Origin of the sequence: Faecalicatena contorta, from assembly GCF_003149105.1 — a bacterium.
GTDB lineage: Bacteria > Bacillota > Clostridia > Lachnospirales > Lachnospiraceae > Muricomes > Muricomes contortus_C.
On sequence record NZ_QGDS01000001.1, the window covers coordinates 120,692 to 143,205 of the forward strand.

20 protein-coding genes are annotated in these 22,514 nt (G+C 42.1%); 16 read left to right on the top strand and 4 right to left on the bottom strand.

The window, feature by feature from the left end; translation table 11 throughout:
- Positions 1-4: 4 nt before the first annotated feature.
- The 3 genes from A8805_RS00580 to A8805_RS00590 all read right to left on the bottom strand — a co-directional run bounded on the left by A8805_RS00580 (position 5) and on the right by A8805_RS00590 (position 2,863).
- The gene (locus A8805_RS00580; RefSeq protein WP_109708290.1) at positions 5-649 is read right to left on the bottom strand and encodes an amino acid ABC transporter permease; all 645 of its coding nucleotides are present in this window, start codon (positions 647-649) and stop codon (positions 5-7) included.
- Positions 650-696: 47 nt separating this feature from the next.
- Entirely contained in the window at positions 697-1,533 is an 837-nt protein-coding gene (locus tag A8805_RS00585; RefSeq protein WP_109708291.1) for a transporter substrate-binding domain-containing protein, read from the bottom strand.
- An 88-nt stretch (positions 1,534-1,621) separates the two neighbouring features.
- Positions 1,622-2,863, bottom strand: a complete 1,242-nt coding sequence (locus A8805_RS00590; RefSeq protein ID WP_109708292.1) for an aspartate aminotransferase family protein — start codon at positions 2,861-2,863, stop codon at positions 1,622-1,624.
- A gap of 667 nt (positions 2,864-3,530) precedes the next feature.
- Between A8805_RS00590 and A8805_RS00595 the strand changes: the two genes are divergently transcribed.
- The 16 genes from A8805_RS00595 (at position 3,531) to ilvA (ending at position 21,077) form a co-directional block, all read left to right on the top strand.
- Positions 3,531-3,947: a MarR family winged helix-turn-helix transcriptional regulator gene (locus tag A8805_RS00595; protein ID WP_109708293.1), complete on the top strand. Its 417-nt coding sequence runs from the start codon at positions 3,531-3,533 to the stop codon at positions 3,945-3,947.
- Complete coding sequence (locus tag A8805_RS00600) at positions 3,948-4,787, top strand: pirin family protein (protein ID WP_109708294.1); 840 nt, start codon at positions 3,948-3,950, stop codon at positions 4,785-4,787.
- A gap of 73 nt (positions 4,788-4,860) precedes the next feature.
- Positions 4,861-5,433: a nitroreductase family protein gene (locus A8805_RS00605; RefSeq protein ID WP_109708295.1), complete on the top strand. Its 573-nt coding sequence runs from the start codon at positions 4,861-4,863 to the stop codon at positions 5,431-5,433.
- Between the two features lie 350 nt (positions 5,434-5,783).
- On the top strand, positions 5,784-6,761 hold the full coding sequence (locus tag A8805_RS00610; protein ID WP_109708296.1) for a sugar ABC transporter substrate-binding protein: 978 nt from the start codon (positions 5,784-5,786) through the stop codon (positions 6,759-6,761).
- Positions 6,762-6,889: 128 nt separating this feature from the next.
- A complete protein-coding gene (locus A8805_RS00615; protein WP_109708297.1) occupies positions 6,890-8,401 on the top strand; it encodes a sugar ABC transporter ATP-binding protein in 1,512 nt (503 codons plus the stop codon).
- Entirely contained in the window at positions 8,398-9,354 is a 957-nt protein-coding gene (locus A8805_RS00620; RefSeq protein WP_109708298.1) for an ABC transporter permease, read from the top strand. Before A8805_RS00615 ends, A8805_RS00620 begins: the two co-directional genes overlap by 4 nt.
- 15 nt (positions 9,355-9,369) lie before the next feature.
- Entirely contained in the window at positions 9,370-9,744 is a 375-nt protein-coding gene (locus A8805_RS00625) for a sensory rhodopsin transducer (protein WP_109708299.1), read from the top strand.
- Between the two features lie 27 nt (positions 9,745-9,771).
- Positions 9,772-10,566, top strand: coding sequence for an SDR family NAD(P)-dependent oxidoreductase (locus tag A8805_RS00630; protein ID WP_109708300.1), 795 nt, complete (start codon positions 9,772-9,774; stop codon positions 10,564-10,566).
- Positions 10,563-11,627, top strand: a complete 1,065-nt coding sequence (locus A8805_RS00635) for an alcohol dehydrogenase catalytic domain-containing protein (protein WP_242992214.1) — start codon at positions 10,563-10,565, stop codon at positions 11,625-11,627. Before A8805_RS00630 ends, A8805_RS00635 begins: the two co-directional genes overlap by 4 nt.
- A gap of 141 nt (positions 11,628-11,768) precedes the next feature.
- A complete protein-coding gene (locus A8805_RS00640; RefSeq protein WP_109708301.1) occupies positions 11,769-12,794 on the top strand; it encodes a LacI family DNA-binding transcriptional regulator in 1,026 nt (341 codons plus the stop codon).
- 188 nt (positions 12,795-12,982) lie between these two features.
- Positions 12,983-14,008: a phosphate acyltransferase PlsX gene (gene plsX, locus A8805_RS00645; protein WP_109708302.1), complete on the top strand. Its 1,026-nt coding sequence runs from the start codon at positions 12,983-12,985 to the stop codon at positions 14,006-14,008.
- A gap of 25 nt (positions 14,009-14,033) precedes the next feature.
- Entirely contained in the window at positions 14,034-14,264 is a 231-nt protein-coding gene (acpP, locus tag A8805_RS00650) for an acyl carrier protein (protein WP_109708303.1), read from the top strand.
- A 102-nt stretch (positions 14,265-14,366) separates the two neighbouring features.
- Positions 14,367-15,056: a ribonuclease III gene (gene rnc, locus A8805_RS00655; protein WP_109708304.1), complete on the top strand. Its 690-nt coding sequence runs from the start codon at positions 14,367-14,369 to the stop codon at positions 15,054-15,056.
- A gap of 12 nt (positions 15,057-15,068) precedes the next feature.
- The gene (gene smc / locus A8805_RS00660) at positions 15,069-18,629 is read left to right on the top strand and encodes a chromosome segregation protein SMC (RefSeq protein ID WP_109708305.1); all 3,561 of its coding nucleotides are present in this window, start codon (positions 15,069-15,071) and stop codon (positions 18,627-18,629) included.
- Between the two features lie 69 nt (positions 18,630-18,698).
- On the top strand, positions 18,699-19,646 hold the full coding sequence (gene ftsY, locus A8805_RS00665) for a signal recognition particle-docking protein FtsY (protein WP_109708306.1): 948 nt from the start codon (positions 18,699-18,701) through the stop codon (positions 19,644-19,646).
- 216 nt (positions 19,647-19,862) lie between these two features.
- Complete coding sequence (gene ilvA, locus A8805_RS00670) at positions 19,863-21,077, top strand: threonine ammonia-lyase (RefSeq protein ID WP_109708307.1); 1,215 nt, start codon at positions 19,863-19,865, stop codon at positions 21,075-21,077.
- Between the two features lie 82 nt (positions 21,078-21,159).
- Here the strand turns inward: ilvA and A8805_RS00675 are convergent, their stop codons facing one another.
- The gene (locus tag A8805_RS00675) at positions 21,160-22,338 is read right to left on the bottom strand and encodes a ribose-phosphate pyrophosphokinase (protein WP_109708308.1); all 1,179 of its coding nucleotides are present in this window, start codon (positions 22,336-22,338) and stop codon (positions 21,160-21,162) included.
- Positions 22,339-22,514: the final 176 nt, after the last annotated feature.

Below are 22,514 nucleotides of genomic sequence, written 5' to 3' on the forward strand. Positions count from 1 at the left end.
ATAGTCACCTCATTTTCCTTTCAATCTTTTTTTGAACGATAATTAAAATGGACAGCAATACCAAATAGAACATTGCAATTGTTGTATACGTTTCAATGGTTTTAAAGCTTAATGCCGCATAATTCTGTCCCATATGAGTGATCTCATTTACAGTGATAATCGATAAGAGGGCTGTATCTTTCACGGAAATAATAAACTGGTTAAAGAGAGCCGGCAGCGCTGCTTTAAAAGCCGGGGGAATGATAACGTGAAACATAACCTGAAGATTTGACATTCCAAGAGAGAGAGAAGCCTCCCTTTGCCCCGGATCAATGCCCAGTAATGCACCTTTAACGATTTCAGAAATAAATGCACCGGAATTTAATGCAATTACCATAATACCCACGGTTGTACTGTCCAGTTCAATTCCAAGCAGTTTGGGGATTACAAAATATCCATACAGTGCCTGCACCATAAGTGGTGTGGCTCTGATAATCCATATATACGTATTGGCAATCGTCTTTGTAACCCTGTTGTTCCCCTGCAATGCATAGCCGCACAAACTTCCAATGACTGTTCCAACAGCGATTCCTAAAATTGCAATAAGAAGTGTAAGTTTGAGTCCCTGAACCAGCATAGGCAGAAGAATATTTAAAAATGATATAGTCATACAGTCACATCCAATCTTTTTTACTTAAATAAGCTAAGGCGTGTTTGCTACTCACACCATTTTGCATAAAGTTCATCTAATGTTCCGTCTTTTTGGAGCATATTCAGTGCTGTATTAATCTGTTCCAGATATTTACAGTCTTTAGAAACTGCAATTGCATAGGGAGCCTGCCCCTGGTTGAATTCTTCTCCGATTACTTCCAGTTTTGTGTCCGCTGTCGTCTTAATGTAAAAGGCAGCTCCCGGGCCGTCCTGCAGGACAGCATCCACTTTTTCCTGTTCTAATGACTCATACGCTGTTGTTATGGTATCATGAACTTCAACTTCTGAATCTGCCAGATTCTTCGTTGCATACATGTGGGATGCGGTTCCTTTTTCGACGGCAACCTTCTTTCCGGACAGATCGTCTACGCCTGAAATATCGTTCTTGTTCTCTGTATTTATCATAACAACCTGACCGGAATCACAATATGTATCTGTAAAATTCATGACCTCTTTCCTCTCATCTGTTGCACAGAGTGCTGCGGCACCTATATCCAATTTTCCGCCTGCCAGAGAGGTGGTCAGAGCCGAGTAATCCATTGCCTGGATTTCGTTATCGATGTCAAATCCGAGAATTTCCTGAAGGTCGGCAAGTAAATCCAAATCATACCCAATTAAGGTTTTTCCATCTTCGTCATAGTATGAAAATGGCCCGAACAGTCCGGATGTTCCCACCTTGAGTGTAACCCCTTTCATAGAACCTTCCACATCCGATGTCTCTGTTTTTGTGTTTTCGTCAGCTTTGCTGACGGCTGTAGAGTTGTCAGAAGTTTTCTGACATCCCGCCAATATAGTTACTGTCATTGTTACGCTAAGCAGAGCTGCAAACATTTTCTTTTTCATAATCCATTCCTCCTATACTTGTTTTAAGTGTATTAAAGCGAAAAGGCACATTACAATTTCTGTAATGCACCTTTGCATTTTTACTTTTTTATCCACACCGCAATTCGGTGTTAGTTCCGGCAACTGACTCTACGCACTTGTAAAGAATCTCAAATGCTTTATCACAATCGGACTTTGTCAGGATGAGAGGCGGAACCATACGGATAATATGGCTGCCGATTGCGGTGATTAACAGATGTCTTTCAAAAGCCTCATGTTTGATATCTGCGGCATCAATGTGTTTGTCAAACTCTATGCCAACCAAAAGTCCCTGCCCTCTGACCTCTCTAATATGCGGAAGTTTCTCTAATTTGTTCATGAAGTAAGAACCCATCTTCCGGGAATTTTCAGCAAGATTCTTTTCAAGAAGCTCGTCGACTTCAGCAAGAGCTGCTGCACAGGAGACCGGGTGTCCGCCAAATGTAGTACCATGTGAACCGGGGGTGAATGCTGCAGCTACTTCTGCAGATGCACAGATTGCACCAATAGGCATACCACCGCCAAGTGCTTTTGCCATGGAGACAATGTCCGGTTTAATGCCGTAGTTCATGTAAGACATTATGGCTCCGGTGCGGCACCATCCTGTCTGGATTTCATCCAACAGAAGGAGAAGCCCCTTCTCATCACAAAGTTCTCTGAGCCCCTTCATGAACTCCATGGAAGCGGGATATACACCGCCCTCCCCTTGAACAGGTTCAATCATAATAGCAATTGTATTCTCCGTAACGGCCGCCTTAAAGGCATTCAGATCATTAAATTTTGCATAAGTAAATCCCGGTATCATGGGTTTAAAACCAATCTGACAGCCATTATCGGGCTGTCCGGTTGCGGACATAGAGCCGTAAGTTCTTCCATGAAAGCCATCAAAAGCAGTGACAATGTTGTATTTATGAGGTCCATACTTTTCAACACCATATTTTCTTGCCATTTTAATCATGGCTTCGTTGGACTCTGTTCCGGTGTTCTGGAAGAAAATTTTATCCATTCCGATGGTTGTGCAGACTTTTTTTGCCAGCAGTGCCTGGGGAATGGTGTAGGGATAGTTAAAAGTGTGCATAACATCTTTCAACTGGTCCTCTACGGCAGCAATTACTTTTTCATTGCCATTTCCTGTACTGTTTACTGCCACACCGGCATAGAAGTCAAGATAGCCTTCGCCATTTTCATTGTAAATGTACATATCCTTTGCAGTTTCAGCAATCATATCAAATCTTTCATAAGTATCAATCATATACGTATCTACCAGAGCTTTTAGTTCAGTTTTTGTCAATCCAGTATCTTTTAGTTTCAATTCTGGTCACCTCCATGTTTGTTAATGTGAGAAGCGGATTGCGCAATCTGCTGTGTTGTCTTCAAAAACAAAAAAACGACGGTAATTCCTCATTAAGGAATCATCGTCGTTTCCGTCTTGCCTTTACATAAGCGAGTATACCCTTGTAAATCGTATGTTGTCAATAGTTTTTTAATATTTTGCAAGTTGACATATGAAAATCTGTGTGCAATAATAACGGAAAATCAAGCTGCAAAGGGGCAGAATCAACCCTTTGCAGTTTTTTTCATTTTTAAAAGAGAAAGGAAAGAGAAATTATGTTAGAAACAGGTTTTATGTTTGACTTTTATATTCCAACACATTTGTTGTTTGGTGCAGGTAAAATACATATGTTGCACAATAGATACCTTACAGCAACTAATTGAAGCGTGTGGAATTGGTGATTTAAAAATGTCACAATATGGAATTAGCCCTGATGAATTCCCAAAGTTCGTAAAAAATGCAAGGTCTACAATGGGGTCTAAGTTTGAGAACGAATATCTGGAGTTGACGGATAAAGATTGTATAAAAATCTATCAGGAGTCATATCGTTGATATTTTCGTAGAAAAGTAAATTTATAAAAACCCCTTGCATTTTTTCCATATACAGGATATAATATCTCTACATAGAGATAAAAGAGGTGAGGAGATGGCAAAAATAGAGATGAAGGTTTTGATAGGTCTCAATCGCGCCGTCAATTATATTGACAGGCAGTCCATTAAACTTTTCTCGGAATATAATCTTACTATGGGACAATTTGCTGTTTTGGAAGTTTTGTATCACAAAGGAGCTATGTCGGTGGGACAGGTTCAGGAGAAGATACTCAGTTCAAGCGGAACAATGCCTCTTATTATAAATAATCTGGTAAAAAGAGGATATATTATAAGGCAGACAGATGATAAGGACAAGAGGCGGTGTATCCTGGATATTACGCAGCCGGGCCGGGAGTTAATGGCTCAGGTTTATCCAAAAAATGAAGCAAGGATTATAGAACTGATGGAAAGCTGGACGAAAGAGGAGAAGGAACAATTAGCTGTTTTGTTAAAGAAGTTTGGAGGTGCGTAAATGGAGAGAAAAGTAAAAGATCAGGTCAGGGGCTACCGTACACAGGATGGAGCCGGTGTAAACCTGGTCAGAGTGTTGGGAAACACCACAGTAGAAACATATGACCCAATTTTGATGCTGGATTCTTTTGATAGTACAAATCCTGATGATTACACTGCAGGCTTTCCCATGCATCCACACAGGGGGATTGAGACAGTGAGCTATATATTCAGGGGAAAGATGATACACAAAGACAGCCTGGGAAATGAAGATGCTATTGCAGACGGAGAGGTTCAGTGGATGACGGCCGGTTCTGGTATTCTGCACGAGGAAAATCTTCCGGCATCGGAAAGAATGCTTGGAGTTCAATTATGGCTTAACTTACCTGCCAAAGATAAAATGACAGCACCTGCATACCACAGCATCAGAAATAGCAAAATAGAAGAGATACCCCTGGAAAATGGAAAACTAAGACTGCTTGCCGGAAAATATAAAGACAGCACCGGATATATGAGCAAATATCTGCCTCTCGATTATTATGATATACATTTGGAGCCAAATGCTTCTATAGTAATTGATACAGAAAAAGACCGGTCTGTTATGGTATTTACATTGGTAGGAGAAGCAAATATCGGGGGCGAAGTGATAAAGGAAAAGACAGCAGTGAAACTTACAGAGGGGGACCAGCTTGTAATAAAAAGTATGGACAAAGCCGCACAAATATTATTTGTAAGCTCCACCCTTTTAGATGAGCCGGTGGCATGGGGCGGCCCCATTGTAATGAATACAAAGTCTGAATTACAGAAAGCTTTTGCAGATTTGCAAAACGGCACTTTTCTGCAAAAAGAGATATCTTATTGAACATTAGTAGTTCAATAAGCACATCATAAACCTATCTTAATTAACGATTAACAATGAAAGGAGTGTATTATATATGAACATTATAAAAGCTTTAGAAAAACGCAGAACTTATTACAACATTAACAAAGAACTTCCAGTTAAAGAGGAAGAGGTTATTAAACTTGTTCAGGAAGTAACCGAATTGGTTCCTGATGCATTTAATATGAAGAGTTCCCGTGTGATTGTTGCACTGGGAGAAAAGCAGGACCTGGTGTGGGATTCCATTTATGATGTATTTGGCGGCGAGGTACCGAGAGAAAAGATTAACAGCTTCAAAGCAGGTGCAGGAACCGTTCTTTATTTCTATGACAGAGATGTTGTAGAAGCGCTTCAAGGCCAGTTCCCTCTGTATGCAGCGAACTTCCCGATATGGGCAAACCATTCCAGCGGAATGCTCCAGCTCAGCATTTGGAGCGGCCTGCGTGAATTGGGAATCGGAGCATCCCTGCAGCACTATAACCCAGTGATTGATGCCAAGATTCATGAGCTTTTCGATCTGCCGGAATCCTACATTCTGATTGCGCAAATGCCTTTTGGAGGTATTGTAGAAGAGCCAGATGCAAAGGAAAAAGAAGATATTTCAAAAAGGGTCAGAATTGAAAAGTAGAACTTATATATAGTATAGAACAGGGGCAAAGCGATTCCGCTTTGCCCCTGCTTATTTGTATCCGGGGGATGTTTCAGTCTTGTCCAGGATACAAAACTACTATAATGGATGGTTTTATCCCATAGGATACAACTTATTCTATGTATAATGGATTGTCTATATTGTATAAAAATGGTGCGGCTTATTTGTTGCTATTGTGGAAATTATAAAAAACACTTGAAATCCACGGATGTGCATGTTATCATTTGCCTATAAAATGAATCGATTCATAAAATAAATAATTCAGTAAAATAAAGAAAAAATCAGTTCATAATGAATTGATTTATATTCCTAAAAAGGAGGAAAAAATAATGAAAAAATTAGTAGCATTAATGCTTGCAGCATGTATGGTATTCACACTGGCGGCATGTGGCGGCGGAGGTTCTGATGGCGAGCCGGCTTCAGCAGACGGTAAATTAGAAGAAGGGAATAAGAAGACAATTGCCCTGGTGCCTCCGGCAATGATTTCTCCGTATTATAAATCTGTTATTTCTGGAGCAGAAGAAGCATGTGAAGAAATGGGATATGAATTAAAGACACTGGCACCGGAGTCAGAATCAGATTATGCTTCACAGGTTCAGATTGTAGAAGATATGATCACTCAGAAAGTAGATGGCATTATCCTCTGTGCAATCAACAGCGATGCAATTGTAGCTGCTGTTAAAAAGGCAAATGAGGCAGATATCCCTGTAATTATGTTTAATACACAAAATGAACTCGCAGGCGGCGAAGTTGCATGCTATGTAAGATATGACCAGTATGAAGCAGGCGGAAAAGTTTGTGATTTTGTGTCAGAACAGTTTGGTAATGATTTAAAGGTGGCAATCGTAGAAGGACTCCCGTCAGATCATACAACGGAAAGAATGGGCGGTTTTGTAGATAAGGCAGAAAAGAATTATCCGAACATTAAAGTGGTGGCAAGCCAGGCAGGTGACTGGGAGCGTGAAAAAGGTATGAATGCGGCCGCTAACATGCTGCAGGCTAATCCTGATATTGATGTAATTTTTGCACTTTGTGATGAGATGGGACTTGGCGCGGTTCAGGCGGTGAAAGAAGCTGGCTCAGATGCAAAAGTAGTAAGTTTTGACGGTAATCCAAATGCAGTAGCAAGCATTCAGGCAGGAAGCCTTGTTTCTACAGTATCTATCGGCGGACCTGACACAGGCGTGAAATGTGTAGAATCACTGGATAAAATTCTGAACGGTGAAGAAATTGAAAAAATTGAAAATGTTGATACAGAAATCATCTGGAAAGAAAATGCGGACCAGTTCCCGTCAGAGTCTGACTAACAGGCAGTAGTACGAGAATGTTCCAAAAGGGAATGCTGCAAAATACTGTCTCAAAATCTAGTATATGCTCTCTAAGAGACACTATTTTTGCAGCATCCTCTTTTCTAAAAGAAGTCAGGAGGAAGCAAATGTCAGAAGAATATATTTTACAAATGACAGATATTACAAAACGTTTCCCCGGAGTCCTTGCTCTTGACCATGTCAGTCTTCGAGTAAAAGCGGGAGAAGTACATGCACTGCTCGGTGAAAACGGTGCAGGAAAATCCACATTGATGAAGATACTGGCAGGAGCCTATGTAGAAGATGAAGGTGAAATTGAAGTTTTTTCCAGAAAAACAGAATTGGGTGACCCAAAGGCTGCAGAGAATCTTGGGATTAGTATTATTTACCAGGAGTTGAATCTGATTCCGACACTGACGGTCGCAGAAAATATTTTCCTGGGGCGCTATAAAATGAGTAACAGGATACAAGTAAGCTGGAAAAAAGTATATGAAGAAGCGGAAGCACTGCTGAAAGACCTGGAAGTGGATGTGAAAGGAACTGACTATATCAGAGATTTGGGAATTGCACAGCAGCAGATGGTAGAAGTAGCAAAAGCATTGTCTATGAACGCTAAAATAATTATTATGGATGAACCGACGGCACCGCTGACAGCCAGAGAGACTAAGAATTTGTTCCGCATTGTTAAAAAATTGAAAGAAAGTGGTGTGTCTATTATTTATATTTCCCATCGTTTGGAAGAAGTTCTGGAAATGTGTGACCGTGCCACGGTTATGAGAGACGGATGTACTATTCAGGAGTTGAATATAGCAGATGTAACAATGGATGAAATCATCCGTCTTATGGTAGGAAGAGAGCTGAAGGATAAATATCCGCGGATTGAAAAAGAAATAGGGGAAGAACTGTTCCGGGTTGATAACCTTTGTGCCGGTTCCAAGGTACAGAATGTCAGCTTTTCCGTAAGAAAAGGCGAAGTGCTCTGTGTAGGCGGTTTGGTGGGTGCAGGCCGTACCGAAACGGTACGGGCTATCTTCGGATTGGATGCAAAAACAGACGGCAGGGTATTTATAGAAGGCAGAGAGTGTGCCATAAAGAATCCAAAAGATGCTATCCGTGCGGGAATCGGATATGTTACGGAAGACCGGAAGGGAGAAGGTCTTATCCTGAAACTGGGGGTGGATGAGAATATCACACTGGCAGCGCTGGATGGATTCCGGAAGGGAATCCATCTGAATCTTGGAAAAGAGAAGAATACAGTAAAAGAATATGTTAAGAAACTGAATGTAAAAACACCTTCCATATATCAGAAGGCGGAGAACTTATCGGGCGGTAATCAGCAGAAAGTAGTTTTAGCAAAATGGCTCCTTTCAAAATGTAAAGTGCTGATTCTGGATGAGCCTACCCGCGGAATTGATGTGGGTGCAAAAATAGAAGTTTATAATTTAATCAATGAACTTGCCAGGGAAGGGAAAGCAATTCTGGTTATTACCTCTGAAATTCAGGAGCTGCTTGGAATTTGCGACCGTGTGGTTGTAATGGCGAGAGGACGCATGAGCGGTTCTCTGAGCAGAGAAGAGGCAGATCAGGAATCTATTATGACATTAGCCGTAGGGGCTGAGGAAAGGGGAAAACAGAAATGAAGATAAAAGCAAAAGAGAGAAAAGGCACAAGTTATGTGGGGATATTGATAGCATTGCTGATTCTGTGTATTGTATTATCCATAACCAGCGGAAGTTTCCTGACAGCATCCAACCTGCTGAATGTATCTCAGCAGATTTCCACAAATTTTCTGATTGCAATTGGTATGACATTTATTATTTTGCTGGGAGGAATTGATCTTTCTGTTGGTTCCATTATCGCAGTCACAGGCCTGATGATGGGCCTGATGATGAAAAGCTGGAATATGCCGGTTTTGGTAAGCCTGCTTCTGGGAGTAGTATTTGCTTCAGTTATCGGGCTTGTAACAGGAACTTTAATTACAGGATTTGACCTGCCGCCATTTATCGCAACACTGGGGATGATGTCAATTGCAAGAGGTGCAGCATATACAATTACAGAAGGTCAGCCCATATATACATTTCCGGAGGGCTTTCTTGCAATTACAGGTAGATACGGCGGAATTCCCATATTTACTATTTTAATCATGGCCGTTATGTTTGCAGTAGCTGCATATGTTCTGAAATATACAAAATACGGCAGATACATATATGCAATCGGCGGAAATAAGAACTGTGCAAAGCTGTCAGGTATTAATGTAAAGAAGATAGAATGTATTGCATATGTTATCAGTGGTTTCTGCTGTGGTGTTGCAGCAATTGTACTTACATCCAGACTGGACTCTGCAGTTCCGACCAATGCTGACGGGGCTGAGCTGGACGCAATTGCGGCTGTTGTTATCGGAGGAACGTCCATGAATGGCGGTGAAGGAACACTGGCAGGAACAATCATTGGTACTCTGATTATAGGTATTGTGGCAAATGGCCTGAATCTTTTAAATGTTCCGCAGGGAGCACAGCGGATGGTAAAGGGCGGGATTATTGTTCTGGCCGTAATTGTGGACGTGCTCAGGAGGAAAAGAAGTCAGAAAGCATAAAGGGAGGATACGGTAATGGAAAAAGGTATGGGACACAGAAAGTGGTGTATTCCAGATTTGTATATGAAAGAGCCTGGAAATATGCCGACTCCTTCTCATGAAAGTATAACACTTTTAAATACGGGAGAAGTACCGGCAAATGTGACAATAGATTTGATTTTTGATAATGGCGATGCTCCGGCCAGGCTGGCTGGGATACAGGTGGAGCCTATGCAGGCGAAGCATGTCCGTATGGATCAGACAGAAGAGTGGAATATAAAAATACCTGTATCGGTATGTTATTCAGCAATACTGACAAGTGATCAGAATATTGTGGTGGAATATGCAAGATTTAACTGGATTGACGGAGCTGCACAGTCTTTTGCTGTGATGCCATATTTTGAAGACTGACAAGGATAGCTTAAAAGGAGAATAAATATGAAAGAGATTAGAGTTGCAGTAGTAACCGGGGGAACCCGTGGAATGGGACAGGCAATTAGTGTGGAGCTTGCCCGAAGAGGAAACATCGTGTGTGCGGTTTACCGCTCTCATGAGGAAAGCGCGAAAGAAACACAGAAAAAGATTCAGGAGCTGGTGCCTGAAAGTGATGTATATAAGGCAGATATTTCTAAAGAAGAGGAAGTGAAGTTTGTAATAGGAGAAATTGGCAAAAAGTTCGGGCGGATTGATATACTTGTAAATAATGCCGGAATTTTTGATTTTCGTTTCATCGACGAGATGGATGCACCTTATCTGGACCGCGTACTGGATACGAATTTTAAGAGTCAGTTCTATATGCTGCAGAACGCCGCTGAGTATATGAAGAAAAATAAATACGGAAGAATTGCTAATGCGTCGTCTATATCCGGACATTTTGCAGACTGCGGACTTGTGGCATATGCAGCCAGCAAGGCAGGTGTTGACATGCTGACAAAAATAAGCTCTGCAGAGCTGGGACCATATAATATTACTGTAAATGCCTATGCGCCCGGGATTATCCATACAGATATGACAGATGCCATGATACAGGAGCGGGGAGACGAGCAGGTAAAAGATTTATGTCTGCGCCGCTTTGGAACGGGAGAAGATGTGGCAGCGCTGGTCGGCTTTCTGACTTCACCGGAGGGAGGCTATGTAACAGGAGAAATCATCGGAATTGACGGCGGTATGTTCAAAGTACAGAATACCTATCTGGCATATGAGCACGCAAAAAAACAGGAGGGACAGAAATGAGCAAAAAAATGAAGGCATTGCTTTCTTATGCACCTTATGACAATAGGCTGGAGGAAGTAGATATTCCTGCTGTTGGTCCGGAAGAACTGCTTCTGAAGGTGAAGGGCTGCGGCATATGTGCCGGTGATGTAAAGTCTTATTATGGAGGAATCAGGATATGGGGAACCAGTGAGGCGGATCGTTATATAGAAGCTCCGGTCATAGGCGGACATGAATTTTTGGGGGAAGTCGTGGTTTCAGGTGACAAGATGACTGGCTATAAGCCCGGTGACCGGGTCGTAGCAGAACAGATCGTTCCCTGCAGGGAATGCGAATTCTGCAGACAGGGAAAATACTGGATGTGCACAGGTTCAGCAGTTTACGGATTTAAGCAGCATATCAATGGCGGCTTTGCAGAATATATTAAACTGCATAAAAACAGTATTATTCATAAAATACCGGAATCCTTTACTACAGAGCAGGCTGTACTGGTAGAACCTATTGCGTGCGGAATGCATGCGGTGGAGATGGCTGGAATCAAGCATGATGATGTGGTGGTGATTGCCGGGCTGGGAGCAATCGGCACCTCTATGATTAATCTGGCAAAGCTGTGCCTGCCTAAAATGATTATCGGAGTTGATGTAAAAGATTTCCGCCTGGATATGGGAAAGAAATACGGGGCAGATTGTGTACTGAATCCGGTTAAATGCAATGCGGAAGAAGCAATTAAAAAGCTGACAGGAGGATATGGCTGTGACGTATATATTGAAGCTTCCGGGAGCGGCATAAGCGTTTCCCAGGGGCTGAATTCACTGAAGAATCACGGGAGATATGTACAGATGGGTGTGTTTGCCGAAGAGGTAAAAGCAGACTGGAATGTAATCGGAGACGGAAAAGAACTGACTATAAAAGGCTCTCACCTTTCTGCACTTACTTTCTCCTCCGTAATCCAAGGCATTGAAAGCGGACTGATTCGGACAGAAGGGCTGATTTCCCATTCTTTCAGCCTTGAAGACTGGAAAGAGGCATTTGAGGCGGCAGAAAGAAAACCGGAAGCAATGAAGGTTATGCTGGTTCCGTAAAATATGATAAGAAAAGTAGTGGTACTCACTGGAAAAAGTAAAATTTTCTGTTATAATAAGATAAGTTGCCTGAAGGCAAAATATATTATATAGGTACTAGCAGAAAAGAGGAGTTTCTGCTGATGGGAAGGGGATTAACTTGTGGCAGTTATCAAAGATGTTGCTAAGCTGGCGGGAGTTTCAGTGGGAACAGTCTCAAAATATCTGAATACGCCGGAGTTATTGCGGGAAGATAAGCGCGCAGCTGTGGAAGATGCAATTCAGAAATTAAATTACAAACCAAATTTATTTGCCAGAAACCTGCGGGTACAGGATTCAAGGACAATAGCAGTGATAGCACAGGAAATTCGGAATCCATTTCATGCGGCACTCTTTAATACCATTCGAAAAGAGGCAATGAAACACGATTATTCAGTAGTTCTTTATTCTATTAGTGATGTGAACGGAAACATAGACACTTTATTTGAATCGCTTCCGGTTCATTATTTCAGCGGACTGATTTTGTGTTACTTTCATGATATGGAACAGTCCATTAATTTTGCAAAGCGGCATGAAAAGGTACCTATGGTTATTATGAGCAATTCTAACCGGTATTTCAGTAAGTATGATTCTAATAAGATAGTGCACACAGACTTTACAAGAGGCATTCAGAAGCTCTGTGAGTATCTGATCAGCCTTGGCAACCAAAATATAGCCTATATAGGCTGCAAGACAAAGGATGCGGCACATGAACCAAAGCTAAACGGCTTTTTGATGACAATGGAAAAACATCATCTGAAACCCCACAGTATTATCAGGCTGGAAAAAGAATACACAATGGAAACAGGATATGAATCCGCCGAGCAGATTTTAAAAAGTGGCACTCTGCCAGATGCCATTTTAAGCGATACGGATGTCATGGCAATCGGGGCACTGAACTGTCTCCGCGATCACGGAGTAAAAGTCCCGGAGGACATGATGCTGGCGTCTTTCGATAATATAGAATTTTCCAGATATTGCAATCCTAGATTGACAACCATTAGTGTTCCCATTGAGAACATGAGTATAAAGGCTGTGGAACTGCTCATATCTCAGATGGAAAACAAAGAATACAGCTGTAAAGATAACGGGTTCGATCTGGAACTGATTGTCCGGGAATCAACAAAGCAACTTTTAGAAAGTGTATAAGCACCTGGTATCCCAGGAACAATAAAAAGATGAAGAGGAAAAAGTGTCTGATGCAAAATCCGAAACAAAACGACAGATTTTGCATCAGGCACTTTTATATTTACCTCTTATATTTAATTTCCATTTTCTTATTGATTTTTATATTGATGTCTAGTAGAATTAATGCAGTAGCGTTAGGAGGAAGAAAAATGTCTGATATTACAAGAGTTGCCTTAGATGCTATGGGCGGCGACAATGCACCCGGCGAGATCATTCGTGGTGCGGTAGAAGCTGTAAAGCAAAGAGGCGACATAAAGGTTCTGCTGACCGGGCAGGAAGAGTTGTTAAAAAAGACCTTATCAGAATATACTTATCCAAAGGACCAGATTGAAGTTGTGAATGCGGCAGAAGTTATTGAGACTGCAGAAGCACCGGTTATGGCGATTCGCAGGAAGAAAGACTCTTCTCTTGTAGTGGCCATGAATCTGGTAAAGAATGGGGAGGCCGATGCATTTGTATCTGCCGGAAGTTCAGGAGCCATTCTGGTTGGAGGCCAGGTACTGGTGGGCAGGATTAAAGGGGTAGAGAGACCGCCTCTTGCACCGTTGATACCCACTGCCAAAGGCGTATCGCTGCTGATAGACTGTGGGGCAAATGTAGACGCGAGACCGTCACATCTTGTTCAGTTTGCAAAAATAGGTTCTATTTATATGGAGAGTGTCCTCGGAAAGAAAAAGCCTACAGTAGGGATTGTGAATATTGGTGCAGAGGAGGAGAAGGGAAATGCACTCGTAAAAGAAACCTTTCCGCTTCTGAAAGAATGTAAAGACATCAATTTTATAGGAAGCGTGGAGGCCAGAGACATCCCCCTTGGAGATGTAGATGTTATAGTCTGTGAGGCCTTTGTGGGAAATGTAATCCTGAAACTGTATGAAGGTTTAGGCAGTACCTTAATCAGTAAGATTAAGGGCGGCATGATGACCTCTTTGAGAAGCAAGATAGGAGCGCTTCTTGTGAAGCCTGCACTGAAAGCCACACTAAAAAATTTCGATGCCAGTGAGCATGGTGGTGCGCCTTTGCTGGGGTTGAATGGGCTGGTTGTAAAAACACATGGAAGTTCTACTTCAAAGGAAGTATGTAATTCAATTATCCAATGCGTCACGTTTAAGAAGCAGCAAATTAATGAAAAGATAAAAGCTGCCATTCAGGCGCAGGAAGAAAAAAAAGAAGATTAGTGTAATAAAGAAAGGGAACAAGATTATGGAGTTTGAAAAATTACAGGAAATTATTGCGGACGTATTAAACGTTTCAAAGGATGATATCAGCCTGGAAACTACATTTGTAGATGATTTAGGAGCAGATTCCTTAGATATTTTCCAAATCATTATGGGAATTGAGGAAGAATTCGATATTGAGATTGATAATGATGAAGCTGAGAAAATTTCAACAGTACAGGATGCGGTTGACCAGATTAAAAAGGCTGTAGAATAGATAGGAAATTAATGAAAAAGCCCCTATGGGCTTTTTCATTTTCATAAGAGAAGGAGAATCCGGTTAAGAAAAAGGATTGTCTTCTTTTGAAAGGAAAAGGGTATGAGCGGTAACTTAAAAGAATTGGAGAAAAAAATAGGGTACAAATTCAAAAACTTTTCCTTGCTTGGACAGGCTATGATGCACAGCTCTTATACGAATGAGAAGCACTTGGAGAAGCACCACTGCAATGAAAGGCTGGAGTTTCTTGGAGATGCAGTGCTGGAACTGGTTTCCAGTGAATATTTGTTTTTAGAATCTCCAAAGGTATCGGAGGGAGAACTGACCAAGGCAAGGGCTAGTATGGTGTGTGAACCGGCACTGGCTTTCTGTGCAAAAGATATTGATCTTGGGTCTTATCTGCTGCTTGGCAAGGGTGAAGAGGCAACCGGGGGAAGACAGAGAGAGTCGATTACGTCAGATGCATTGGAAGCGTTGATTGGTGCAATTTATCTGGACGGTGGTTTTACTAATGCAAAAGAGTTTATTCATCGGTTTATATTGTCAGATTTAGAAAGTAAAAAGCTCTTTTTTGATAGCAAGACTATTTTGCAGGAAATTGTACAGGCAAGGATGGAGGATGGGATTTCCTACAACCTCATAAAAGAAGAGGGCCCGGACCATAACAAGTCTTTCTTTGTGGAAGCACTTATCGGTACGCAGAGTTATGGGGTAGGGGCAGGCAGGACAAAAAAAGCAGCGGAACAGGAAGCTGCCTATAAAGCGATACTAGAATTGAGAAAAGAAAAATAAAGCAGGTGTTATATGTATTTAAAAAGCATTGAGGTACAAGGATTTAAGTCTTTTGCCCATAAAATCAAATTCGAATTCCATAACGGAATTACTGGTATCGTAGGTCCAAATGGCAGCGGAAAGAGTAATGTGGCAGATGCGGTGCGCTGGGTTCTGGGAGAGCAGCGGGTGAAGCAGCTCAGGGGCGGCACTATGCAGGATGTTATTTTTTCCGGAACGGAGAACCGTAAACCACTCAGCTATGCATCGGTTGCGATTACACTGGACAATTCGGACCATCAACTGCCTGTAGATTATGAGGAAGTTACCGTCACCAGAAAGCTGTACCGCTCAGGAGAAAGTGAATATCTGATTAATGGTGCCGGATGCCGTCTAAAGGATATCAATGAAATGTTTTATGACACCGGAATCGGAAAAGAAGGATACTCCATTATCGGGCAGGGGCAGATTGATAAAATACTAAGCGGAAAACCGGAAGAGCGCCGGGAGCTGTTTGATGAGGCGGCGGGGATTGTGAAGTTTAAGCGCCGGAAGAATCTTTCTGTAAAAAAACTGGAAGAGGAACGGCTGAATCTGACCCGTGTCAATGACATTCTGACGGAACTGGAAAAACAAATAGGACCTCTGAAACGGCAGTCCGAGGTGGCAAGGGAATATTTAAAGAAGAAGGAAGAACTTAAAACCTTTGATATTAATATGTTCCTATTGGAAACAGAGCGTATCAAAGACCAGATACGGGAGGCAGATTCTAAGCTGCAGATTGCCCTTGAGGAACTGGAAGAAGCAAATGTCAGATATACAGACATGAAGAATGAGTATGATGCCATTGAAGAAGAGGTAGACGGAATAGATTTCTCTATTGAGAAAGCAAAGAGCCAGCTAAATGAGACTACGCTTCTGAAACAACAATTAGAGGGGCAGATTAATGTATTAAAGGAACAAATTAATACGATACGGATGAATGATGAGCATTATGATAACCGTCTGCATACCATCCGAATAGAAATAGAAACAAGACAGGCACAGGAAGAAGAGTTAGACAGAGAACAGGCTGCAGTAAAGGCAAGATTGAGTGAGGTTGCAAGAAGTAATACTGAGGCCAAAGAAGCTTTGATTGATGTACAGGCAAGAATTGCCTCCGGGACAGCCGGGATTGAACAGTGCAAGGCAGAAATCATAGAGCTTTTGAATAACAGGGCATCCACCAGGGCTAAGATTCAGCACTATACAACAACTCAGGAGCAGATTACGATCAGGAAATCAGAACTGGGACGCATGATTTTGGAAGTGTCAGGGGAAGCCCGCAAACAAAATGAAGTCCTTTTGGAATATGAGGCCCAGCTAAAGCAGATTTCCGGAGAGATTGCCGGATACGCGGAGAAAATCAGTAAAAATGAGCAGGAGATTGAACAGCTTCAGCAAGAGCTGTCCGCAAAACAGGAGCAATTGCGTATTGGGCAGACAGCATACCACCGGGAGTCCTCCAGGCTGGAATCCTTAAAAAATATTACAGAGCGTTATGATGGTTATGGCAACAGTATCCGTAAGGTTATGAGTAACAAGGACAGGGAAAAGGGTCTTATAGGGGTAGTAGCCGATATTATTAAGGTAGATAAAGAATATGAAATTGCAGTTGAGACGGCTTTAGGCGGAAATATCCAGAATATTGTTACAGATAATGAAGAAACTGCAAAACGTATGATTGCTTATTTGAAACAGAATAAGTTTGGGCGGGCAACCTTCCTCCCTTTAACAAGTATGCATGGCGGCTCAGAAATCCGGCAGGCGGAAGTCATGAAGGAAGAAGGAATTATTGGTGTTGCCAGTACACTTGTACATGTGGAGAAGCAATTTCAGGGACTGGCAAACCAGCTCCTTGGCAGAACACTTGTAGTGGACCATATTGACAATGGAATCCGAATTTCCAGAAAATACAAGCAGTCACTGCGTCTGGTAACACTGGAAGGAGAACTGATTAATCCCGGCGGTTCCATGACAGGAGGTGCTTTCAAAAATTCAAGCAACCTTCTGAGCAGACGGCGGGAAATCGAAGAGTTTGAGCAGACTGTAAAGATGCTGAAAAAAGATATGGATGACTGTGAGCGGACAGTCAATGACGTGAAGGCAAAACGTGCTGCATGTTACAGTGCAATTGATGAGCTTCAGCAGAAATTGAGAAAAGCATCTGTCATTGAGAATACTGCAAAGATGAACGTAGAGCAGGTACAGACCAGACAAAAAGAGGCTGCCCAGCGATATGATTCTTACCTGAAAGAGCAAGAAAGTCTGGAGCAGAAGCTGCAGGAGATTTTGGACAATGAAGATTCTATTCAGATGGAACTGGAAACTTCCGAGGCGTTAGAAAAAGAATTGAATGTCCGGATTGAGGAGCAGCAAAAATGCCTGGAAGCTGACAGAGAAAAGGAAGCTATTCAGCAGAGACATTCTGAAGAAGTTCATCTTTCTCATGCAAGTCTGGAACAGCAAAATGCATTTATTTTAGAAAACATCGGGCGTATCCAGGAAGAAATCGCAAAGTTTGAGACTGAACTCAGAGAACTGGATATCAACAAGGGAAATGCATCGGAAGAAATCCAGGAAAAAGAAACTAAAATAAAGGATCTGAGAGATACCATTGAGAACTCGAAAGAGCTTTTTGCAGAAATTGAGGCAGAGATTAAAAGCCAGACGGCAAACAGAGATGCGCTCAATCAAAAACATAAAGAGTTCCTTGGGAAAAGAGAAGAATTATCCAGGCACATGTCAGAGCTGGATAAGGAGTGTTTCAGGCTGAACAGTCAGAAAGAATCCTATGAAGAAGCTTCAGAGAAGCAGATGAATTATATGTGGGAAGAGTATGAACTGACTTACAATCACGCTATGGAGCTGCGAAATAAAAACCTGACGGATCTTGCATACATGAAGCGTCAGATTCAGGTATTGAAAGGTGAGATAAGGAAGCTTGGAGATGTGAATGTCAATGCTATTGATGATTATAAAAATGTTTCTGAGCGCTATGAATTCCTGAAGAAACAGCATGATGACCTGGTAGAAGCGGAAGTTACGCTGATGAAGATTATTGACGAGCTGGATGCAGCTATGAGAAAGCAGTTTGAAGAACAGTTTGCATTGATTTCGAAAGAATTTGACAATGTATTCAAGCAGTTATTCGGAGGAGGCAAAGGAACTTTGGAGCTTATGGAGGATGAGGACATTCTGGAGGCAGGAGTCAAAATCATTGCACAGCCGCCAGGTAAGAAGCTCCAGAACATGATGCAGCTTTCCGGCGGCGAAAAAGCACTGACAGCGATTTCACTGCTGTTTGCAATCCAGAATCTAAAACCTTCTCCATTCTGCCTGCTGGACGAGATAGAGGCAGCATTGGATGATAACAATGTGGTGCGTTTTGCCCAATACTTGCATAAATTGACGAAACATACACAATTTATTGTCATCACCCACAGAAGAGGGACCATGACTGCATCGGACAGGCTTTATGGTATTACAATGCAGGAAAAAGGTATATCTACACTTGTCTCTGTAGATTTACTGGAGGGTGATTTGGATAAATAAGCACTTTAAGGGTAACTGTTCATGGTTCTGAACAGATACCTTTAAGTAATATAAGAATGGAGGGGAAAGATGGAAGAAAAGCAGGGTTTTTTTAAACGGCTGGTTTCAGGTCTGGCTAAAACAAGAGATCATATTGTCTCCAGTATGGATAGTGTGTTTTCTGGTTTTTCGAAAATAGATGAAGAATTTTATGAGGAGCTGGAAGAGACATTAATTATGGGTGATTTAGGTGTGCATACCACCACAGAGATTATTGAGAATCTGAAAGCAAAGGTGAAGGAACAGCATATCAAGGAACCTATAGAATGCCGGCAGCTTGTGATTGACAGCATCAAGGAGCAAATGGATGTGGGAGAAGCTGCCTACGAATTTGAAAACAGGACGTCTGTAGTTTTTGTGATTGGAGTTAATGGTGTAGGAAAAACAACTACCATTGGGAAATTGGCTGGTAAATTCCGTGAACAGCATAAAAAAGTTATTCTGGCTGCGGCCGATACATTCCGTGCAGCAGCAGGAGAACAGTTGAAAGAATGGGCGAACCGTGCAGGTGTAGAAATGATAGGAGGCCAGGACGGGGCCGATCCTGCATCTGTGGTATATGATGCGGTAGTAGCAGCGAAGGCGCGGAAGACGGATATTTTGCTGTGTGATACGGCAGGACGCCTGCATAACAAGAAGAACTTAATGGAAGAGCTGCGTAAAATCAGCCGTGTCATTGAACGGGAATACCCGGAGGCATATAAAGAAACTTTGGTAGTATTAGACGCAACTACCGGACAGAATGCACTGGCTCAGGCAAAGGAATTCAATGAGGTGGCAGATATCACAGGAGTGATTCTGACAAAGATGGACGGTACTGCAAAGGGCGGAATTGCAGTGGCAATACAGGCAGAGCTGGGAATACCGGTGAAATATATTGGTGTCGGTGAAGCGATTGAAGATTTACAGAAATTTGATGCAGATGAATTTGTAAACGCTCTGTTTTACAGCAATAGTGCGGAAGAAGAGCAGGAATAAAAAGGAACAGGCCTATGCATAAGCAGAGAAACATCCATGTCACTAAGGAAACAACCATGCTGCTAAGTTCGAAAGAACCTCACTAAGCCAGCAGGTTGTGCTTTACTACTAAGTTCGAAAAAACCTTACTAAGTAGTATAAGCAAGTCGACAGGATGTACTTTGCATCTAAGGCTTGAAACTACCAAGCCTAAGATGCATAAGCAGGAGGGATAATATGTTGACATTAGAAAAATTTGAGGAAGCAAGTGAAATCGTAAAACGTGTGACGAATCCGACAAAGCTGATATACAGTGATTATCTAAGCGATATGTGCCAGGGAAAGGTGTATTTGAAGCCGGAGAATATGCAGCACACCGGGGCTTACAAACTGAGAGGGGCTTATTATAAAATCAGCACATTGTCTGAAGAAGAAAGAGCAAAGGGCTTGATTACTGCTTCTGCCGGAAATCACGCCCAGGGTGTGGCATATGCCGCTCAGAAGTTTGGCTGTAAAGCGATTATCGTTATGCCTACAATAACACCGCTGATTAAAGTGAACCGTACAAAAGGATATGGGGCCGAAGTAATTCTTCATGGAGATGTTTATGATGATGCCTGTGCACATGCCCGTGAGCTTGCAGAGGAACTAGGATATACCTTCGTTCATCCTTTTGACGATCTGGATGTAGCCACCGGACAGGGTACCATTGCTATGGAAATTGTACAGGAGCTTCCTACTGTAGATTATATCCTTGTACCCATTGGCGGGGGCGGCCTTATCTCAGGTGTTGCTACCCTGGCAAAGATGCTGAATCCCAAAATCAAAGTAATCGGTGTGGAGCCTGCGGAGGCAGCCAGTATGACTGCGGCTGTGCAGGCGAATGAAGTAGTAGAATTGAAAAGCGCAAATACCATAGCGGACGGCACCGCGGTTAAGTGTGTAGGTGTACAAAATCTGCCTTATGTTCAGGAATATGTGGACGATATACTTCTGGTGGAAGATGATGAGCTGATAGGTGTGTTTCTGGATATGGTTGAGAACCATAAGATGATTGTAGAAAATTCCGGACTTCTTTCTGTTGCTGCTTTGAAGCAGCTTGAATGTAAGGGAAAGAAGGTTGTATGTGTTTTGAGCGGCGGCAATATGGATGTTATTACCATGTCTTCTGTAGTACAGCATGGATTAATCCAAAGAGACCGTATTTTCTCAGTATCCGTCCTGCTTCCGGACAAACCAGGTGAGTTGGTAAGTGTGGCTTCCACAATTGCGGATGCACAAGGAAATGTTATCAAACTGGAGCATAACCAGTTTGTAAGCACAAATAGAAATACAGCGGTAGAACTGCGCATCACAATGGAGGCCTTCGGGACAGAACATAAGCACAGAATTATGGATGCACTGGAGAAGAAAGGTTTCCGTCCAAAATTAATCAGTGCAAAGTTATATTAAATGGAATGAATCAAGACAGGATAATAAAAACAACCGCGCCTTTTACCGGAGCGGTTGTTTTATTGATAGGCCAGGTTTTGTGCTACACTTTCCCCAGTCTTTTTTCCAGAAGAGAGTGTATTTTGTCTGTAGGATTGAGTACTGCTCCGATGGTAGTATCATGGTTCAGTGAATCAATGATAAGTGCCAGGAACTTACTCATATCAGCTTTTACAAAATAAGGCTTCTCATCCACAATGGGGGGGAGGTAGGTCAAGTTGGTTGTGACAACACGGTCTATATAACCTTTTTCGTAATATTCATCAAATTTATCAAAGCCTTCAGTGAACAGCCCAAAGGTGGTGCATACAAAAACGCGTGCTACATTGAAATCTTTAAGCTGTTTGGCTACGTCAAGCATACTTTCACCTGAGGAAATCATGTCGTCTATGATGATTACATCCTTGCCCTCCACATCATCTCCCAAAAATTCATGGGCTACGATAGGATTCTTACCGTTTATTACAGTAGAATAGTCCCGGCGCTTATAGAACATTCCCATATCTACACCGAGGACGTTTGAAAAGTAAACAGCACGGTGCATAGCTCCTTCGTCCGGGCTGATAATCATCAGATGCTCTTTATCTGCTTTTAAATCCGGAACGGCATGGAATAGTGCCTTCATAAACTGATAAGGCGGATTGAAGCTGTCGAATCCGCTTAAAGGAATGGCATTCTGGACTCTTGGATCGTGGGCATCAAAGGTGATGATATTGGAAACACCCATAGCATTCAGCTCCTCCAGTGCAATGGCACAGTCAAGAGATTCTCTTTTGGTGCGTTTATGCTGACGGCTCTCATATAGAAACGGCATAATGACATTGATACGGCGCGCTTTGCCTGTAGCAGCAGAAATGATTCGCTTAAGATCTTGGAAATGATCATCCGGAGACATGTGGTTGACACGTCCGTTGAGTGTGTAGGTAAGACTATAATTACACACGTCTGTCATAATGAATAAATCAGTTCCGCGTATGGTTTCTTTCAGGATTCCCTTGCCCTCGCCGGAGCCAAAACGGGGACAGCTGCAATTAACCAGATAATTGCTGGATTCATAGTTGACGTAGAGCGGGGAAGAAGAGTTCACTTCACATATTGTATTTTCACGGAAAGATACAATATAGTCATTGACTTTTTCGCCGAGTTCCTTACAGCTTTCCATAGCTACAATCTTCAATGGAGCCACCGGAAGAGTTCTTTCTAATAGTTTAATGTTTGACATGATTTTCTCCTATGTTTAACTTTGGATGGCTGGAAACTTCCAGACTTTCTACATATATGGTTATATCATTTTTTTATAGTAAATTCAAGCATTGCTTGCCAAACATCTGATGTAAAGTGTAATCGGACTTATGGCTGAACTATACCGAATGTTCGTTACGGTTCAGCAAGATTTTC

Excerpts from the sequence above, each read along its gene's own strand:
- plsX (WP_109708302.1), top strand. The coding sequence starts at position 12,983 with ATGTCTGATATTACAAGAGTTGCCTTAGATGCTATGGGCGGCGACAAT.
- A8805_RS00630 (WP_109708300.1), top strand. The coding sequence starts at position 9,772 with ATGAAAGAGATTAGAGTTGCAGTAGTAACCGGGGGAACCCGTGGAATG.
- A8805_RS00585 (WP_109708291.1), bottom strand. The coding sequence starts at position 1,533 with ATGAAAAAGAAAATGTTTGCAGCTCTGCTTAGCGTAACAATGACAGTA.
- A8805_RS00635 (WP_242992214.1), top strand. The coding sequence starts at position 10,563 with ATGAGCAAAAAAATGAAGGCATTGCTTTCTTATGCACCTTATGACAAT.
- ilvA (WP_109708307.1), top strand. The coding sequence starts at position 19,863 with ATGTTGACATTAGAAAAATTTGAGGAAGCAAGTGAAATCGTAAAACGT.
- A8805_RS00615 (WP_109708297.1), top strand. The coding sequence starts at position 6,890 with ATGTCAGAAGAATATATTTTACAAATGACAGATATTACAAAACGTTTC.
- ftsY (WP_109708306.1), top strand. The coding sequence starts at position 18,699 with ATGGAAGAAAAGCAGGGTTTTTTTAAACGGCTGGTTTCAGGTCTGGCT.
- A8805_RS00675 (WP_109708308.1), bottom strand. The coding sequence starts at position 22,338 with ATGTCAAACATTAAACTATTAGAAAGAACTCTTCCGGTGGCTCCATTG.
- rnc (WP_109708304.1), top strand. The coding sequence starts at position 14,367 with ATGAGCGGTAACTTAAAAGAATTGGAGAAAAAAATAGGGTACAAATTC.
- A8805_RS00595 (WP_109708293.1), top strand. The coding sequence starts at position 3,531 with ATGGCAAAAATAGAGATGAAGGTTTTGATAGGTCTCAATCGCGCCGTC.
- A8805_RS00580 (WP_109708290.1), bottom strand. The coding sequence starts at position 649 with ATGACTATATCATTTTTAAATATTCTTCTGCCTATGCTGGTTCAGGGA.
- A8805_RS00620 (WP_109708298.1), top strand. The coding sequence starts at position 8,398 with ATGAAGATAAAAGCAAAAGAGAGAAAAGGCACAAGTTATGTGGGGATA.
- acpP (WP_109708303.1), top strand. The coding sequence starts at position 14,034 with ATGGAGTTTGAAAAATTACAGGAAATTATTGCGGACGTATTAAACGTT.
- A8805_RS00600 (WP_109708294.1), top strand. The coding sequence starts at position 3,948 with ATGGAGAGAAAAGTAAAAGATCAGGTCAGGGGCTACCGTACACAGGAT.
- A8805_RS00605 (WP_109708295.1), top strand. The coding sequence starts at position 4,861 with ATGAACATTATAAAAGCTTTAGAAAAACGCAGAACTTATTACAACATT.
- A8805_RS00625 (WP_109708299.1), top strand. The coding sequence starts at position 9,370 with ATGGAAAAAGGTATGGGACACAGAAAGTGGTGTATTCCAGATTTGTAT.
- A8805_RS00610 (WP_109708296.1), top strand. The coding sequence starts at position 5,784 with ATGAAAAAATTAGTAGCATTAATGCTTGCAGCATGTATGGTATTCACA.
- smc (WP_109708305.1), top strand. The coding sequence starts at position 15,069 with ATGTATTTAAAAAGCATTGAGGTACAAGGATTTAAGTCTTTTGCCCAT.